At 73.2% G+C, this 16,767-nt stretch carries 13 protein-coding genes and 1 tRNA gene; 11 read left to right on the forward strand and 3 right to left on the reverse strand.

Annotated features, from left to right (window positions below; all coding sequences use genetic code 11):
- The 9 genes from nadD to EDF33_RS07895 all read left to right on the forward strand — a co-directional run bounded on the left by nadD (window position 1) and on the right by EDF33_RS07895 (window position 11,358).
- Entirely contained in the window at window positions 1-600 is a 600-nt protein-coding gene (gene nadD / locus EDF33_RS07855; protein ID WP_111084540.1) for a nicotinate-nucleotide adenylyltransferase, read from the forward strand.
- Window positions 597-2,090, forward strand: coding sequence for a hypothetical protein (locus tag EDF33_RS07860; RefSeq protein ID WP_132099669.1), 1,494 nt, complete (start codon window positions 597-599; stop codon window positions 2,088-2,090). Before nadD ends, EDF33_RS07860 begins: the two co-directional genes overlap by 4 nt.
- A gap of 131 nt (window positions 2,091-2,221) precedes the next feature.
- On the forward strand, window positions 2,222-2,596 hold the full coding sequence (gene rsfS, locus EDF33_RS07865) for a ribosome silencing factor (RefSeq protein ID WP_111084542.1): 375 nt from the start codon (window positions 2,222-2,224) through the stop codon (window positions 2,594-2,596).
- A gap of 108 nt (window positions 2,597-2,704) precedes the next feature.
- Window positions 2,705-2,780, forward strand: a tRNA-Ala gene (locus EDF33_RS07870).
- Window positions 2,781-2,858: 78 nt separating this feature from the next.
- Window positions 2,859-3,782, forward strand: coding sequence for an aldose 1-epimerase family protein (locus EDF33_RS07875; RefSeq protein WP_131878564.1), 924 nt, complete (start codon window positions 2,859-2,861; stop codon window positions 3,780-3,782).
- Window positions 3,761-5,305: an anthranilate synthase component I family protein gene (locus tag EDF33_RS07880; protein WP_131878566.1), complete on the forward strand. Its 1,545-nt coding sequence runs from the start codon at window positions 3,761-3,763 to the stop codon at window positions 5,303-5,305. Before EDF33_RS07875 ends, EDF33_RS07880 begins: the two co-directional genes overlap by 22 nt.
- A gap of 82 nt (window positions 5,306-5,387) precedes the next feature.
- Entirely contained in the window at window positions 5,388-6,209 is an 822-nt protein-coding gene (locus EDF33_RS07885; protein ID WP_132099670.1) for a hypothetical protein, read from the forward strand.
- Window positions 6,210-6,281: 72 nt separating this feature from the next.
- Window positions 6,282-7,910: a DNA polymerase Y family protein gene (locus EDF33_RS07890; RefSeq protein ID WP_131878570.1), complete on the forward strand. Its 1,629-nt coding sequence runs from the start codon at window positions 6,282-6,284 to the stop codon at window positions 7,908-7,910.
- Window positions 7,911-7,932: 22 nt separating this feature from the next.
- Entirely contained in the window at window positions 7,933-11,358 is a 3,426-nt protein-coding gene (locus EDF33_RS07895; protein WP_132099671.1) for an error-prone DNA polymerase, read from the forward strand.
- 57 nt (window positions 11,359-11,415) lie between these two features.
- Here the strand turns inward: EDF33_RS07895 and EDF33_RS07900 are convergent, their stop codons facing one another.
- Both EDF33_RS07900 and EDF33_RS07905 read right to left on the reverse strand, forming a co-directional pair.
- Complete coding sequence (locus tag EDF33_RS07900; protein WP_123293948.1) at window positions 11,416-12,927, reverse strand: HAMP domain-containing sensor histidine kinase; 1,512 nt, start codon at window positions 12,925-12,927, stop codon at window positions 11,416-11,418.
- Window positions 12,924-13,601 (reverse strand): response regulator transcription factor, encoded by a 678-nt coding sequence (locus EDF33_RS07905; protein WP_111084549.1) that lies wholly within the window; start codon window positions 13,599-13,601, stop codon window positions 12,924-12,926. The genes EDF33_RS07900 and EDF33_RS07905 overlap by 4 nt, the downstream gene beginning before the upstream one ends.
- A 225-nt stretch (window positions 13,602-13,826) precedes the next feature.
- Here EDF33_RS07905 and EDF33_RS07910 point away from each other — a divergent pair, with 225 nt between their 5' ends.
- Window positions 13,827-14,165 carry a hypothetical protein gene (locus EDF33_RS07910; protein WP_132099672.1) on the forward strand — a complete coding sequence of 113 codons (339 nt, stop codon included), beginning with the start codon at window positions 13,827-13,829 and terminating at the stop codon, window positions 14,163-14,165.
- 61 nt (window positions 14,166-14,226) lie between these two features.
- Here EDF33_RS07910 and EDF33_RS07915 read toward each other — a convergent pair whose 3' ends face one another.
- On the reverse strand, window positions 14,227-15,300 hold the full coding sequence (locus EDF33_RS07915; protein ID WP_123938833.1) for an aromatic acid exporter family protein: 1,074 nt from the start codon (window positions 15,298-15,300) through the stop codon (window positions 14,227-14,229).
- Window positions 15,301-15,380: 80 nt separating this feature from the next.
- On the opposite strand from EDF33_RS07915, the gene EDF33_RS07920 reads away from it, so the two are divergent.
- Window positions 15,381-16,625: an aminoglycoside phosphotransferase family protein gene (locus EDF33_RS07920; RefSeq protein ID WP_132099673.1), complete on the forward strand. Its 1,245-nt coding sequence runs from the start codon at window positions 15,381-15,383 to the stop codon at window positions 16,623-16,625.
- Window positions 16,626-16,767: the final 142 nt, after the last annotated feature.

Raw genomic sequence — 16,767 nt, forward strand, 5'->3', positions numbered from 1 at the left:
ATGCTCGAGAGCACCGGACGACCGCGCATCGGGGTGATGGGCGGCACGTTCGACCCCATCCACCACGGTCACCTCGTCGCGGCGTCCGAGGTCGCTCGGGCGTTCGACCTGGACGAGGTCGTGTTCGTCCCCACCGGTCAGCCGTACATGAAGTCCGGCGTCACGGATGCCGAGCACCGCTACCTGATGACGGTCATCGCGACCGCGTCGAACCCGATGTTCACGGTGAGCCGCGTCGACATCGACCGCCCCGGCCCGACGTACACGGTCGACACGCTCCGCGACCTGCACGAACAGCGGCCCGACGCGCAGCTCGTCTTCATCTCGGGCGCAGACGCCGTTCAGCAGATTGTCGACTGGAAAGACCATGATGGTCTCTGGGACCTCGCGCACTTCGTCGCCGTGACGCGTCCGGGACACGACCTGAGCATCAGCGGACTCCCCGAGCGAGACGTAAGCTTGCTCGAAGTCCCCGCACTGGCCATCTCGTCGACCGACTGCCGCGACCGGGTGAGACGTGGTTCCCCCGTCTGGTACCTGGTCCCCGACGGGGTCGTCCAGTACATCTCCAAGCACCACCTGTATCGGAGCGTTGCATGAGTTCGTCCGACGCGCAGCCGCCCCTGTCGCGGCGCCAGGCGCGCGAGCGGGAGCGTGCCGCAGCAGCCGGTTCGCAGCCCGCGACGCCGCCGCCGACCGTCGCCGCACCCGCCGAGTCGACGGAACCCCGTCCTCGACCCGGTTCGCACGTGGCACCCGCTCCCGGCGGTCCGGCCCAGTCCTCCGCTCCGGCGTCCGCCGCGACGGGCACGTCGGCACCGACGGGCACGCCGGCCTCGGCGCCCTCCGTGCCGGTGACCTCCGTCCCTGCAGCCGGGGTGTCGCCGTTCCCGCCCGCCTCGGCGACCGAGATCGTGCCCGGCAGCGGTGGTCTGACCCGCCGCCAGATCCGCCAGCAGCGCGCCGCCGAGAACCAGGCGGTCCTGCCGGTCCCGCTGCAGAACCCCACGCCGCAGTCCTCCGACCGCACCGTCGAGGACGTCCTCGGCTCGGTCGACACGATCGAGCCGACCTCGGCGCCGCGCGCCGCGGACGAGCCGTCCGGTTCCGAGACCCCCACGGTGCTCGATGAGGCGGCGGTCGCCCAGGCCACCGAGGCCGACGGGTCGCCCGACGCCCTCGAGCCGCTCGACGAAGCCGCTGCGCACGCCGAGGAGCCCCGGCGCCACCGGTCGACCTGGTCGCCGCCCGCCGACGACGCTTCCGAAGCACAGCCCGAAGCCGGGGCCGCGGACGAGGCCCCCGCAGGGACGTCCAGCGACCAGACGGGCACCGACGAGACGGGCACCGACGAGACGGGCACCGACGAGACGCAGACCGACGCGGACGCATCGGTCGACGACGCCGCGCCCGAGCACCCCTCGGCCACGCCGCTCCCGGGGATCCCGGACGGTGCTCCGTCGACCCCGGCGGTGTTCCCGCTGTCCCTCGACCCCGAGGACGACGACACCAACGAGGTCCCGATCCCGGAGCCCGCACGGACCGAGCCCCCGAAGGTCCCCGCGTCCTTCCAGCGGCCGGCCGAGCCGAAGCCGATGACGACGGCCTTCGAGCCACCCGTCGGGCACTGGTCGCAGCAGGCGCACGGCTCGAACGACGCCGAGGTGCACGACGACTCGACCGGCACCCGCCGGATCGCGGTCACCGACACCAACGCGATCATCCTGCCGAACTCGGCCCTGGCCGACCCGACCGGAGCACTGAACGCGACGGGCGAGGTGATCCTCACCGGGTCCATCGACCTGCCCGCGTCGCTGTCCTCGACGGGGTCGCACCGACCGATCGACGGTGCCGAGGTCGACCGCCTGCTCGAGCAGCACGACGAGCAGCCGGAGACCGACGCCAGCCCGGTGCGCGCCAGCCGCGCGGTGTCCAGCCACACCTCGACCCGCCAGGTCGTCCTCGCCGCCGCGAAGCCGAAGGAGTCGCGCACGCCGCTCATCCTCGGCGTCACGGTCGGCGCCGTCGGTGTCGCCGCAGCCGCGGTCATCATCGTCGCGCTCGTCACGACCCACACCTTCGGCGGCTGACCCCCCGACCCGAACCACCGATCCCGACACCTGCGTCGGCCGCGGCCTGGCCGTGCGTCGGCGGGGTGGCTTATGATCGTGACCCACCAAGCGATCCGGCTCCCTGCCGGGTCGACGACCGGAAGGAATCCGTGACCGCCTCCACTCGCGCACTGGAACTCGTGCAGGCCGCCGCTCTCGCGGCCGACGCCAAGCAGGCCGAGGACCTCGTCGCGCTCGATGTGACCGGGCCGTTGCAGCTCACGGACGTGTTCCTGCTCGCAACCGGTCGGAACGAGCGCAACGTGCAGTCCATCGCCGATGCGGTCGAGGAGCGCCTCCTCGAGCTCGGCGCCAAGACCCTCCGCCGCGAAGGCCGGAGCGAGGGCCGCTGGGTCCTCATCGACGTCGGCGACATCGTGGTGCACGTCTTCCACGACGAGGACCGTCAGTACTACTCGCTCGAGCGGCTCTGGGCAGACTGCCCGACCATCCCGCTCGAGCTCCCGGTGGACCACACCGCCTGATCAGCGACGCGCCCGGGTGACGGCTTCGATTTCGTTGCCCGGCGTTCGCATGGTGTACGCTTCTATGGTGCCTCCGGGGAACCGGTCGGCACGGAAGCAACACAATCTGGGTCTGTGGCGCAGCTGGTAGCGCACCTGCATGGCATGCAGGGGGTCAGGGGTTCGAGTCCCCTCAGATCCACCAACAATCCCCGTCGTTCCCCGGAACGGCGGGGGTTTTTTCGTGGTGCGGGTGGCCGCACGTGCCCGATACGCTGAGCGCATGAGCAACGATGCGCCGCTGTCCGGAACCCCGCTGACGATCTCCGCCGCCGGGTACACGGCCGACATCGCCACGGTCGGTGCGACGCTGCGGACCCTGCGGCACGAGGGTCGCGACCTGATCGTGCCGTTCGCCGCCGACGAGGTCCGACCGGCGTTCCGCGGTGCCGTCCTCGCTCCGTGGCCGAACCGCGTCGTCGACGGCGAGTACTCGTTCGGCGGTGTCGACCACGAGCTCGCGCTCACCGAACCGGCACGGCACCACGCCCTGCACGGACTGGTCGCCTGGACCGACTTCCGGGTCGTGGCGCAGGAGTCCGACCGCGTGGTGCTCGCCACCACCGTGCAGGCCCAGGCGGGCTACCCGTACCGCGTCGAGGTCCTGGTCGAGTACCAGCTGGACGTCGCCGGGCTGCACACCACGATCACCGGCACGAACTCCGGCGCGGACGACGCCCCGTGGGGGACCGGCCCGCACCCGTACCTGGTCGCCGGCGCCGGCACGGTCGATGACTGGACCCTCACCCTGCCCGCGGCCGAGGTGCTCGAGGTCACGCCGGACCGGCTGATCCCGACCGACCTGGTCCCCGTGCACGACGAGTTCGACCTGCGCACCGCCACACGCATCGGCGACCGGTTCATCGACCACGCCTTCACCGGCTTCGACCGCGACGCCGACGGGGTCGCGACCATCGCCCTGACCACGGCGGACGGCCGGGGTGTCCGCGCGACCTTCGGCCAGGAGTGCCCGTGGGTGCAGGTGCACACGGCCGACCACGTCGTCCCCGAGTACCACCGCGCCGGCCTGGCGGTCGAGCCGATGACGTGCGCCCCGGACGCCTTCAACGACGGTGTCGACCGCGGTCTCGTGGTGCTCGCCCCCGGTGCGTCCCACGCCGCCGCATGGACGATCTCCGCGATCTGACCGGTCCGTCGGCCGGCGCCCGCATCGAGGTCCGCCGGCTCGATCCGGTCCCCGACCTCGGCGCGCTGGCCGCCGCGGTCGAGGGCGACTTGGTGTGGCTCGACTCCGCGCTGCCGGACGGCGCACCCGACGCCGCTCGACCACGGGCTCGATGGTCGGTGCTGACGTGGGCGGACGGGCCGTTCCGTGCCCGGTTCCGCCACCAGGACCGGCAGGCGTCCGTCGAGGTCGCCGCGCCCGCTGCCGGCTGGTTCGGCTCGTCGTCCTCCGACGACCGTCCGGCCTTCACCGTGCTGGCCGACCTCCTCGCTCGGACGCCGCAGCTGCCCGAGCCGATCGCCGGCTGCGGCTTCGCACTCGGCTGGGTCGGGTTCCTCGGGTACGAGCTCGGTCGCGAGTCCGGCGGCCCGGACCGCACCGCTGACGGCCACGCCGACGCCGACCTGCGGTTCGTGGACCGCGCCGTGGTCGTCGACCACACCGGTGGCGCCTGGGCGCTGACGCTCGTCGCCGACGCGGAACCGGCGGCCAGCGCGCAGAACCGGGCGTGGCTCGAGACGGTGACCAGGTCGCCGTCGACGGCCGACGTGGCGGACGCGGCCACGGGCCTCCCGGCCGGGGTGTCGTCAGCGGTCGGACGCACGTCGCGAGCCGACCACGAACGCGCCGTCGACGCGTGCCGCGCCGAGATCCGCGAGGGCAACGCGTTCCAGGTCTGTCTCACCACCTCCTTCTCCGTGCCGGGCAGGGGCCGGGAGGCCCGGGTCGGCCCCGGCACGGACCCGCACCTGTCCGAGTACCTCCGGATGCGGGCGTCGGACCCCGTCCCGTTCGGTGCGTACCTGCGGCTCGGCCCGCTGCGCGTGGCGAGCCGGTCGCCGGAGCGGTTCCTGCGGATCGCCGCGGACCGCACCGTGCTGGCGGAACCGATCAAGGGCACGCGGCGACGACTCGCCGACGCTGCTGCCGACGCGGCCGTGCGGGACGAACTCGCGGTGAGCGCCAAGGACCGTGCCGAGAACGTGATGATCGTGGACCTGCTGCGGAACGACCTGCTGCGGACGGCGATCCCCGGGTCGGTGCACGTCGAACGGCTGTGCGCGGTCGAGACCTACGCGAGCGTGCACCAGATGGTGTCGACGATCGGTGCCGTGCTGCCGTCGGGGACGTCGCCGGCGGACGTGGTGCGGGCGGCGTTCCCACCGGGGTCGATGACCGGCGCGCCGAAGATCAGCGCGATGGCGATCGCCGACCGGCTCGAGGGCGCGCCGCGCGGGGTGTACTCGGGGACGATCGGGTACTTCTCGGCGAGCGGGGCGGTCGACCTGTCGGTGGTCATCCGGACACTGGTGACGGTGGTGGATGCCTCGGGCGGCGGGGTGGGTCCGGTCGAGGTCCGGTCGCGGACGCTCGGGGCCGGGGGAGCGGTGACGTGGTCGTCGGTGGCGGCGGACGAGGCGGACGAGGTCGTGACGAAGACGCGGTCCGTGCTCGGCGCGGTCGGAGCGGTGGCGACGTGGTGAGCTGACGAGCTGGTGAGCTGACCGAACACGCGTTCGACTCGATTGTCCACGGATGTCGGACGCGATTGACATCATCGAACACATGTTCGAATATGAGGGCATGCAGACGGCGGCGGCACTCCGGTCGCCCGGCCCGGATCGGGTCGGGCGGAGCGGTGCTGCGCGTGGGGGTTCGGGTGCTGCGCGCGCGGACCACCTCGGTGACGCCCGGGCGGCGCTCGACCGCATCACGTCCCTGCGGTCCCGGGTCACCGACATGGAGTCCACCCGTGTCGACACCGCTGGGCTCCCGACCGCCTCCGCTCTCGAACCCCTGCTGCCCGGCGGCGCGATCCGGGTCGGCGGCACCTACGCCGTCCCCGAGTCGGTGCTGCTCGCGATCACCATGCTGCAGGCGGCCTCGGCGTCCGGTGCGTGGTGCGCGGTCGTCGGGGTGCCGTCCTTCGGGATCGAGGCCGCGGCCGCCGCGGGGATCGACCTCGAGCGGCTCGTGCTCGTCCCCGATCCGGGCGACCAGTGGCTCGCGGTGACCGCGGCGATGGCCGATGTCGCCCAGATCGTCCTCACCCGACCGCTCGGCCGGGTGGTGCCGGGCGACGTCGCCCGCCTGTCGGCCCGGCTCCGGCAACGCGGCGGGGCCCTCGTCGCGCTCGGGTCCTGGCCGGGCGCGGACGTCACGCTGCGGATCACGTCGTCGGTGTGGAGCGGCATCGGGCAGGGCCACGGGCACCTGACCGAGCGTCGCGCCACCGTGACGGCGACCGGTCGTGCGGGTGCGGTGCGCCCCACGAGCGCCGAACTGCTCCTGCCTGCGGCCGACGGCACGGTCCGGACGGCGACCCCCGTGCCGTCGGTGGGGTCCGGCGACACCCGGGTGCTGCGGCCCGTGGCGGTGGCGTCGTGATCGCCGGGGTGCTGCGGCCCGTGGCGGTGGCGTCGTGATCGCCGGGGTGCTGCTGGGAGTGGCGGTGGCGTCGTGATCGCGCCGGGGCGTGTCCGTGCCGACGCGATCGCCCGCGGCGGGGCGCTGCCCGAGCCACCGCCGACCCGCACCATCGTGCTCTGGTGCCCGGACTGGCCGGTGATCGCGGCGGCCCGCGCGGCCGGGGCACCGCCGGAGCAGCCCTTCGCCGTGGTCGCGACGGGCCTGGTGTTCGCGAGCTCCGCGTCCGCACGGCAGCACGGCGTCGTCCGGGGCCTCCGGGTGCGCGAGGCACAGGCGCGCTGTCCGGAGCTCGTCGTGCACCCCTACGACGACGCCCTCGACCACCGCGCGTTCGAACCCGTCATCCGCGCGGTCGAGGCCGCCGTCCCCGGGGTCGAGGTACTGCGGCCCGGCACCCTCGCCCTGCGTGCCCGGGGACCGGCGCGGTACTACGGCGGCGAGCGGGCGGCCGCGGCGACCCTGGCGGGGATCGCGGCCGACCACGGTGCCCCGGCGGTGCGGGCCGGTGTGGCGGACACCCCGTTCGCAGCGGAGCAGGCGGCACGGGCCCGGCCGGTGCGTCCCGGCGAACGGGTACGGATCGTGCCGGTCTCCGGCTCGTCGGACTTCCTGGCGGCCCTGCCCCTCGGTGTGCTCGGCGACCCCGAGCTCGCGACGGTGCTCGACCGGCTCGGCATCACCACGCTGGGCGATTTCGCGTCACTCAGTGACGAGCAGGTCCGCGACCGGTTCGGGGTCGCCGGGGCGTTCCTGCACCGGCTGGCCGGCGGACGCGACCCACGGGAGATCTCGGCGCGCGCGATCCCTCCCGAGCTCCGGATCGAGGCCGCCTTCGAACCCCCGCTCGACCGTGCCGACCAGATCGCGTTCGCGTTCCGGCGCTCCGCCGACGACTTCGCCGCACGCCTCCGCGCCGCGGGGCTCGTCGCGACGACCATCCGGGTGGGGATCGTCGACGAGCGGGACATCCTGCTCGAACGCACGTGGGCGCACCCCCGGTGGTTCGACGCCGCCGACGTCGTCGACCGGGTGCGGTGGCAGCTCGCCGGCGGGGTCGACCCGACCGGGCTCGAGGCCCCCGTCACCTCGGTCGTGCTCGAGCCGGTCGCCGTCGACGACATGGCGAACCACGAACGCGGACTCTGGGGCTCCGGACCGGACGAGCGCGTGCACCACGGGCTGGCCCGGATCCAGGGCATGGTCGGGCACGACGGGGTGGTGAGCCCGCGGGTCGGTGGTGGCCGGACCCTGTCCGAGCGGGTGGTGCTCGTGCCGTGGGGTGACGCCCCACCCGGCGGCGAGCGGGCCCTTGCCACCGTGCGCGACCGCCCCTGGCCCGGCAAGCTGCCCGGGCCGCCGCCCGCCACCGTCCTCGAGCGTCCCCGGCCGGTCGACGTGGTCTCCGGCGACGGCGCGAGCGTCGACGTCGACGACCGCGGCGTGCTGTCCGGCGCACCCGAACGCTTCCGCGCCGAGGGGGACCGGGGCGGCGGGTTCGCACCCGTCACGGCCTGGGCGGGCCCCTGGCCGCTCGTCGTGCGGTGGTGGGAGTCCGGCGGCCGACGACTGCACCGGCTGCAGCTCGTCGACGCCGAGGGCCGTGCCTGGTACCTGGTGCTGGCCGACCACCGCTGGTGGGCGGAGGCGATCGCCACGTGAACCGATCCAGGAGCAGGACCTGATGGGCTACAGCAACCCACCCGTGCCGTGGTCGCAGTTCGAACGCGCCCTGTCGGACAAGCGCAGTCCGGGGACGGCGAAGGCCGGCGACGGCGGGGACAGCCCGGCGTGGTCGCGGAAGCGCGAGCCGTACGTGCCCACGGACCAGCCGGCGGCTGCGGACGACGGCCCTCCGGTCGTGCCGTACGCCGAGCTGCACGCGCACTCGGCCTTCAGCTTCCTCGACGGTGCCAGCCAGCCCGAGCAGCTGTTCGAGGAAGCCGCACGGCTGCGCCTGCACGCCCTCGCCCTCACCGACCACGACGGCTTCTACGGTGCCGCCCGGATGGCCGAGGTCGCCGAGGCGTACCCGCAGGTCGGCACCGTCTACGGCACCGAGCTCTCGCTGGGCCTGACCGAACCGCAGAACGGCGTCCCCGATCCCGAGGGCTCCCACCTGCTCCTGCTCGCCGACGGGCAGGACGGCTACCACCGGCTCGCGGGCGCGGTGACGAGTGCGCACCTCGCGGCCGGGTCCGAGAAGGGCAGCCCGCGCTACGACCTCGACGAGCTCGCGGGACGGGCCGACGGACACTGGCGGGTGCTCACCGGGTGCCGGAAGGGCACCGTCCGGCAGGCGCTCGAGCAGGGCGGGGAGTCCGCGGCGGAGACCGCGCTGCGCGTGCTGCTCGACCGTTTCGGGCGCAGCAACGTCGTGGTGGAGCTCCTCGACCACGGCGACCCGCTCGACAGTGCGCGGAACGACGTGCTCGCGACCCTCGCCGAGCGGTACACGCTGCCCCTGGTCGCGACCGGCAACGTCCACTACGCCACCCCGGACCGGTTCCCGGTGGCGACGGCGCTGGCCGCGGTCCGGGCCCGGCGCAGCCTCGACGAGATCGACGGGTGGCTGCCGGCCGCCGACACCGCGCACCTGCGCTCCGGCGCCGAGATGACCCGGCGGTTCGGGCGGTACCCGGGGGCGATCGGGAACACCGTCGCGCTGGCCGACGAACTCGGGTTCCGCCTGCGCACGGTCAAGCCCGGGCTGCCCGACCTCGACGTACCGGACGGCCACACCGCGATGTCCTGGTTGCGGGAGCTCACCTGGACGGGTGCCCGTCGGCTCTACCCCGGCAGCGCCGACGGCGTGGACCCGCAGAAGCGCGAGCGCATCGAACGCGAGCTCGCCGTGATCGAGGACAAGAACTTCCCCGGCTACTTCCTGATCGTGCGCGACATGGTGCAGTACGCCCGCGGCCGGGGGATCCTCTGCCAGGGGCGGGGTTCCGCCGCGAACTCCGCGGTCTGCTACCTGCTCGAGATCACCGCGGTGGACTCGATCCGCTACGGCCTGCCGTTCGAGCGGTTCCTGTCGGCGATGCGCGACGAAGAGCCCGACATCGACGTCGACTTCGACTCGGACCGCCGCGAAGAGGTGATCCAGTACGTCTACGAGAAGTACGGCCGGTACAACGCCGCCCAGGTCGCGAACGTCATCACGTACCGCCCGAAGGGTGCCGTCCGCGACATGGCGAAGGCCCTCGGCCACAGCCCGGGGCAGCAGGACGCCTGGTCGAAGCAGGTCGAACGGTGGGGCTCGGTGACCGAGAGCCAGGACCACGACATCCCGCCGGCGGTCGTCGGGCTGGCGAGCGACGTCCTGGGCTTCCCGCGCCACCTCGGTATCCACTCGGGCGGCATGGTGCTCACCGACCGGCCGGTGGGCGAGGTCGTGCCGATCGAGCACGCGCGGATGGACGGCCGCACGGTGCTGCAGTGGGACAAGGACGACTGCGCCTTCATGGGGCTCGTGAAGTTCGACATGCTCGGCCTCGGCATGCTCGCGGCGCTGCAGTACTCGTTCGACCTGGCGGCGGAGCACTGCGGAGAGCGCTGGGAGATGCACTCCATGCCGAAGGAGGAACAGGGCGTCTACGACCAGCTCTGCCGAGCCGACACCATCGGGGTGTTCCAGGTGGAGTCCCGCGCGCAGATGGGCACCCTGCCCCGGCTGCTCCCACGACGGTTCTACGACCTGGTGATCGAGGTCGCCCTCGTCCGCCCCGGCCCGATCCAGGGCGGTGCCGTGCACCCCTACATCCGGCGTCGGACCGGCGAGGAACCGATCACGTACATCCACCCGTCGCTCGAACCAGTGCTCGAACGCACCCTCGGCGTGCCGCTGTTCCAGGAGCAGCTCATGCAGATGGCGATCGCGGTCGGCAACTGCTCGGGCGACGACGCCGACCTGCTCCGGCGGGCGATGGGGTCGAAGCGCGGCCACGAGAAGATCGACCGGCTGCGCGACAAGCTCTACGCGGGCATGTCGGACAACGGCATCCACGGCGAGGACGCCGACGCGATCTACGCGAAGATCCAGGCGTTCGCGAACTTCGGCTTCGCGGAGAGCCACTCGATCAGCTTCGCCCTGATCGTCTACGCGAGCGCCTGGATGCGCCTGCACTACCCGGGGGCGTTCCTGGCCGCGCTGCTCCGGGCGCAGCCGATGGGGTTCTACTCACCGCAGACCCTGGTCGCCGACGCCCGTCGGCACGGCGTCCAGGTGCTCCGACCGGACATCCTGCGCTCGGGTGTCGACGCCACGCTCGAACCGCTCGGCGATGACCAGGTGGTGCCCCCGTGCGGTGACGACGCCTGCCTGCACACCGAGCAGCCGCCGGTGCTGCCCTTCGACAAGGCACTGCCCGACGACACCGCACGGCACCGCCGCGACGGCGCGTTCGCGGTCCGGCTCGGACTCGCCGAGGTCGCCTCGCTCAGCCGGAAGAGCGCCGAGAAGATCGTCGCCGAGCGTGACACGAACGGTCCCTTCGTCGACATGTCCGACCTGGCCCGCCGGGTGGGGCTGACGACGGCGCAGCTCGAGGCGCTCGCCGCCGCCGACGCCTTCGCCCCCTTCGACATCGACCGCCGCGGGGCGATGTGGTCGGCGGCGCAGGCCGCTGCGGAGCGCGCCGACCAGCTGCCCGACACGCAGGTCGTCGTCCAACCGCCGCTGTTCGGGCAGATGACGAGCGGCGACGTCCTGATCGCCGACATGTGGTCGACGGGCATGACGACCGACGACCACCCCGTCCGGCACGTGCGCGACCGGCTCGCCGCCCGCCGGGTGCTCAGCGTGCAGGACACCGCGACGGCCGAGACCGGGCGCCGGGTCGAGATCGGCGGGATCGTCACGCACCGGCAGCGTCCGGCGACGGCATCGGGGATCACGTTCATGAACGTCGAGGACGAGACCGGGCTGGTCAACGTCATCTGCAGCGTCGGGGTGTGGGGACGCTACCGCCGGGTCGCCCGGGAATCCCCGGCGGTGATCGTCCGCGGCATCCTCGAGCGGTCGCCCGACGGCGTGGTCAACCTGGTGGCTGACCGGATCGAGCACCTGTCGTTGTCCGTGCGCACGCGGTCGCGGGACTTCCAGTGAGTGGTCGCGGGCAGCGGTCCGCGCGCGGCGGGCGGCGGGCGCGGAGGAGGCGCGCGGCTACTCGACCTCGGGCAGTCGCACCGTGACCTCGAGTCCGCCGGAGCGCACGTTCCGCAGCGACGCCGTCCCGCCGGCGCGTTCGGCAACCGCACGGACGATCGCGAGCCCCAGCCCGGATCCACCCGGCAGGGCGATCGCACCGGTGGCCGGATCGGGGTTCGGGCGCGACTTCCGGGCCTCGTCCGGTCGGGTGAACCGGTCGAACGCCACCGGGATGAACGACTCGGGGACACCGGGGCCGTCGTCGGTGACCTGCAGGACGCCTTCGCCACCGGTGCTGCGCCAGGACACGAAGATGCCGCCACCGCGAGGGAGCGCCGACACCGCGTTGCCCGCGATGTTCGTGACGAGCTGCGCCATGCCACCGGTGTCGAGCCGGTAGCGAGGCTCGTGGGTACCACCGCCGATGCCGGGCCCGGAGCCACCGACGGCCACCGGGGCCTCGAGGTCGAAGTCGACGGTGACGTCCTTGGCCGATGCGATGAGCCGGACCCGGTCGACGGCCGCCATGACCTCGTCGCCGAGGTCGGACCAGGCGGTCTCCGGGCGCTGGTCGCCGTCCTGTTCCCGCCGTTCGGACTCCTCGATCCGCGACAGCGCGAGCAGGTCGTTCGCCAACCGGGAGAGCCGGGCGACGCTGTGCTTGGCGCGCTCGATGTGGGCAGCCAGGGCGGCGGCGTCGTCACCGTCGAGCGACGCCAGGTCGAGCTGGGTGGTGAGGATGGCAAGCGGTGTGCGGAGCTCGTGGCTGGCGTCGGACACCATCTGTCGTTCCCGCTCGGTGGCCTGGCGCGTGCGGGCGAGGAAGGCGTTGAGGGTCGTGGCGAGGGACGCGAGTTCGTCCTGCGCGGGGCCGACGGGCAGCTCGGCCCGTTCGGGCGCGACGGACAGCCGCTCGGCCTCTCGGCGCATGCGGTTGACGGGACGGAGTGCCGCGGTCGCCAGGATCCACGAAGCGACGCCGAAGGCGAGCAGGATCGCGACGCCGGTGAGCGACAGGGTCGAGGTGAGGTCGTCGACCACGATCGCCTCGGCCTGCGAGTTCCGGGCGGCGACGACCGTCCACCGGCCGGCCTGGTTCACGGGGTGTTCGACGACCACGCGGTACTCGGACCCGGACACCCGGATGATCGAGGTGCCTGCCGGTGTGGAGGTCAGGCTGCCGAGGGCGCTCTCCACCCGGGTGGGCATCGTCGAGAGCACGATGTCTCCGGACGGTGAGACCACGGCGACGAGCTGCGCGTTGCCCGGCGGGGACAGGTCGGGATCGCTGTCCACCTCGAGCGTGGCGACGTACGGGTCGGCGTCGGCGTCGAGCAGGGTCCGGGTCGCACTCGCGACCACGCTGACCACCTGGAACCGCATCACCAGCACGAGCAACACGATCACGACCGCGGCGATCGCCGTCGAGCCGATCGTGATCCGTGCCCGCAGGGACAGCAGGCGCAGGGGGCGGACCAGACCGCGTCGTGGGCGGTCCGGCCCCGGGCGAGCGGAGGCCCCGCTCACGCCCCGAGCAGATCCAGGCGGTACCCGCGGCCGCGCACGGTGGCGATCGCGACGGTGGCCTCATGGGCGACGAGCTTCTTGCGGAGGTACGAGATGTACTGCTCGACGACGTTCGGGTCGACGTGCTGCGAGCCGTCCCAGACCTCTTCGAGGATCTTCGGCCGGTCGACCACGCTGCCGGCGGAGCGCGCCAGCAGGCGGAGCAGCGCGAACTCGGTCGGGCTGACGGCGACGCGCTGGCCCTTGATCGAGATGCGACGGGCCTCGGAGTCGATCGAGACGTCGCCGACCTCGATCGTGCGGGGTGCCCCGGCGGACTCGCGGCGACCGAGGGCGCGGAGCCGGGCGGTGAGCTCGGCGAACGCGAACGGCTTGGTGAGGTAGTCGTCCGCGCCGGCGTCGAGGCCGAACACGCGGTCGTCCACGGCATCGCGCGCGGTGACGAGCAGGATCCGCACGGGGTCCTCGCGCTCGCGGATGCGTCGTGCGAGCTCGAACCCGGACATGCCGGGCATCATCACGTCCACGACGGCCAGGTCGAACGCCTGCTCGCCGAGGGCGATGAGCGCCTCGACCCCGTTCTCCACCGCCGTCACGCGGTACCCCTCGGCAGCGAGACCGCGCTCCATCAGGGCACGCATCTCGTCGTCGTCCTCGACCACCAACAGCCGCATAGTGGACCTCCTCGGACCCATCGTGGCATCGAACGGGCGCGGAGGGCCGATGCCCGGGCCGAACTCACTGAATCTCGTCACAGGAGCGGGTACCGTGGCTGCCAGGCCACCGGGCAGAACGGTCTGTCCCGCGTTCTAGGGACATGAGGACTTCTTGCTTCATTGGTAGGATCGCCTGGCGGACAGCGCTTACCCGAAGGGCGGTCCGTTGCACCAGGGGGCACCATGAACGACCCGATCGACCACGCGTCCGTCGACCACCCGGCCGTCGACCACCCGGCCATCGTCCGTCTCCGCGCGGAGCTCGACGCCGCGTGGAAGGGCATCGGCGCACTCGGCCAGATGGAGGGCGTCCGCCGCGACCGCGTGGTCGCCGAACTGCGGACGGCCGTCCCCGACGTGGCGAGCCGCGCGGCGCGCGAAGTCGGCACCGAGGCGGTCGTCGCGGAGATCAGCCGGTTCGCCGACGTCGGCGTTCCCGGCACCGATCCCGCCGTGCCGGCCGCGGTGATCTGGGACGACGTCGTGCAGACGGCGGCCGAAGCCGCACGCGCCACGCGCTGACCGGCACTGGCACGCCGCGCCCGACCGGCGCCGGCACTGGCACGCCACGCGCTGAACGGCCTCAGTCGTCCTCGCCGAGCAGCTCCTCGCGCACGCGCCGGACGTCCTCGAGCAGGGCGCCGATGAGCACCCAGTGCCGTGAGTTCGGTCGGACGATCTCCATCGGTGCCGTGAGCGCGGGTTCCGCGGTCGCCACCCCGGCATCGTCCCGACCGGCACCCGCGGCGAACGACGGGTCCAGCCGTGTCGACTCGACCCGGGCGCTCAGCGCGCGGACGTCCGAGCCGATCCGGGCCACCTCGGTCGCGATGCCGCCGACCACCGGGTCGGCGCGCAGGTCTGGTGCGGTGTTGTCGTGGATCGCCCGGGTCATGCCGGTGACGCGCGTGACCAGGACGCGCAGGTGCTCGGTGATGGCGACGTCGCGGTCGAGGATCGTGCGGTGCCGGCCGCCACGCGGGTTCATCGTCAGGGACTCGCGGGCCGCGTTCAGTGATGCCTCGGTCTTCGCGTGCTGCTGCCGGAGCGCGCGGGCCCGCACCAGGGCGTCCTGCCACCGGTCGCGGTCCCACCCCTCGGTCAGGCCGATCGCGACGCGTTCGAAGGCCACGGCGGTGTCGCGGGCGAGTCGGGCGACGGCGAGGTGCGCGGGCTCGAGCAGGACCGGCGGGATGATCAGGGCGTTCACGACGAGGGCGACGACCGCACCGATCACGGTCTCGAGGATCCGGTCGGCCGAGTAGTTCGGCGTGACGACCCCCGCGGTGAGCACGAGCATCCCGCTGATGCTGACCTGGGTGGCCGAGGTCGGGGTCAGCCGGAGCACCCAGGCGATGAGGATGGCGAGCACGACCACGAGCAGGACGACCCACACCGAGTCGCCGAGCAGCAGGTGGAACCCGGTGGCGAGCAGCACGCCGAGCACGACCCCGGCGCTCCGCTCGAGGCCCTTGACGAACGACTGGTTGATGCTCGGCTGCACGACGAGCAGCGCGGCGATCGCGGCGAAGGTCGGGAACGGTCCCTGGATCAGCAGCCGGCACAGCAGCACCGCCGCGACGACCGCCACCGCGGTCTTCACGACCTGCAGGAACGGCGTGCGACTGGAGCTGCGGAGACGCGCGACCGGGTTCACCTCGACCACGCTAGCCACCGCCCGCACGCCGAGCCGTGCACGAACGCGACGAAAACGTCCGGACACGGTTGACTGATGTCGTGTGGCCCAACCATGAGCGCGTCATCCCGCAGGCCTTCGCCGGCTCCGGGACCTCCGTCGTGGCCGCGCGGGCGCACTCCGTCGAGCCGTCGGGCAATGGCTACCTGTACGGCTACGAGGTCGACACCGTCGACCGGAACGGCCAGCGCGCCACCGTCCTGACGTACGTCGACACCGGCGGCGCGCACGACCAGAACAGTGCGATCGTCACCGATCCCGCGACCGGCGAACCCGTCTCGGTGTGGGCGTACCCGAACGACCCGGGTCTGCCGGTGCTGCCGCAGGTGACCTACCGCGACGCGGTCGCCGAGCTCCTGACGACGCTCGGCATGCCGGTCAGCGACCCGGTGCTCACTGTGGCCGCGTACCGACCGGGCAAGCGGGCGGTGGTGCGGGTGGACGCCCCCGAGCGCACCCTGTTCCTGAAGATCGTCCGTCCGCACCGGGTCGCGCCGATCGTGAAGTCGCACGAGCAGTTCGTGGCGGCGGGCCTGCCGGTGCCCCGGGTGCTGTCCAGCCGCGGCGACGGGCTCCTCGTGCTCGAGCGGATCCGCGGCGTGCCGGCCGGCAGCCGCATCCTCGACATCGCCGACGACCCGCGGTTCGTCGCGTCGCTGGCCGCCCTGAGCGGTCGGGTCGCGACCGTCCCGATGACCCAGCAGGCCCGTGCCGACGCGATGGACCACGCCGACTGGCACCGCCGCACGCTCATCGCCGCGTTGCCGCAGGACGCCGACGAGATCGACCGCCTGTACGACGCCATCGGCCGCCGGTCGATCGGCTGGACGAGCGCGACGAAGCAGGTCGTGCACGGCGACCTGCACCTCGAGCAGGTCTTCGTCGACGAGGACGAGCCCTGGCGCATCTCCGGCCTGCTGGACATCGACACCGCGGGGTGGGGCTTCCCGGTCCGCGACATCGGGGCGGTCGTCGCCCACCTGGTCGTCACCGGCCTCTGGCACCGATCGCGCGGAGACGCCGACCGCGGAGCCGCGGCCGAGCGCCTCGCCGACGCGATCGCCCGCGACTGGGTCGCCCGCAACCCGCGCGAGGCCGACCGCATCGGGCCCGCCATCGGTGCCCAGCTGCTCGCCCACGCCGGCGGCCAGGCGACCACCGGCTCCGTGAACGGCATCCAGACCGCCGAGCAGCTCCTCGCGGCGACGCGGGCCGCGTTGGCCGAGGCTGCTCCGGTCCTGCCGGCGGCCGGTCTGGTCCGCCCGCGGTCCGCGCCCCGCGTCTGACGGCTCGCGGCAACCGTCGCGAAAGCGACAGATCTGCGCGGAACGTCGGCGGCAATCTGTCGCTTCGGCGGGGTGGTCGGCGTGGGGATCCGGGATCTGTCGCTTTCGCGGGGCGGTCGGCGTGGGACCGGGATCTGTCGCG

Source organism: Curtobacterium sp. PhB146, assembly GCF_004342995.1.
In the GTDB taxonomy this organism is placed as follows: domain Bacteria; phylum Actinomycetota; class Actinomycetes; order Actinomycetales; family Microbacteriaceae; genus Curtobacterium.

What these genes read in the sequence shown, in the direction of transcription:
- EDF33_RS07875 (WP_131878564.1), top strand. Translation starts at nt 2,859, where the DNA reads ATGAGCAACGATGCGCCGCTGTCCGGAACCCCGCTGACGATCTCCGCC.
- EDF33_RS07910 (WP_132099672.1), top strand. Translation starts at nt 13,827, where the DNA reads ATGAACGACCCGATCGACCACGCGTCCGTCGACCACCCGGCCGTCGAC.
- nadD (WP_111084540.1), top strand. Translation starts at nt 1, where the DNA reads ATGCTCGAGAGCACCGGACGACCGCGCATCGGGGTGATGGGCGGCACG.
- EDF33_RS07905 (WP_111084549.1), bottom strand. Translation starts at nt 13,601, where the DNA reads ATGCGGCTGTTGGTGGTCGAGGACGACGACGAGATGCGTGCCCTGATG.
- EDF33_RS07895 (WP_132099671.1), top strand. Translation starts at nt 7,933, where the DNA reads ATGGGCTACAGCAACCCACCCGTGCCGTGGTCGCAGTTCGAACGCGCC.
- EDF33_RS07860 (WP_132099669.1), top strand. Translation starts at nt 597, where the DNA reads ATGAGTTCGTCCGACGCGCAGCCGCCCCTGTCGCGGCGCCAGGCGCGC.
- EDF33_RS07885 (WP_132099670.1), top strand. Translation starts at nt 5,388, where the DNA reads ATGTTCGAATATGAGGGCATGCAGACGGCGGCGGCACTCCGGTCGCCC.
- EDF33_RS07880 (WP_131878566.1), top strand. Translation starts at nt 3,761, where the DNA reads ATGGACGATCTCCGCGATCTGACCGGTCCGTCGGCCGGCGCCCGCATC.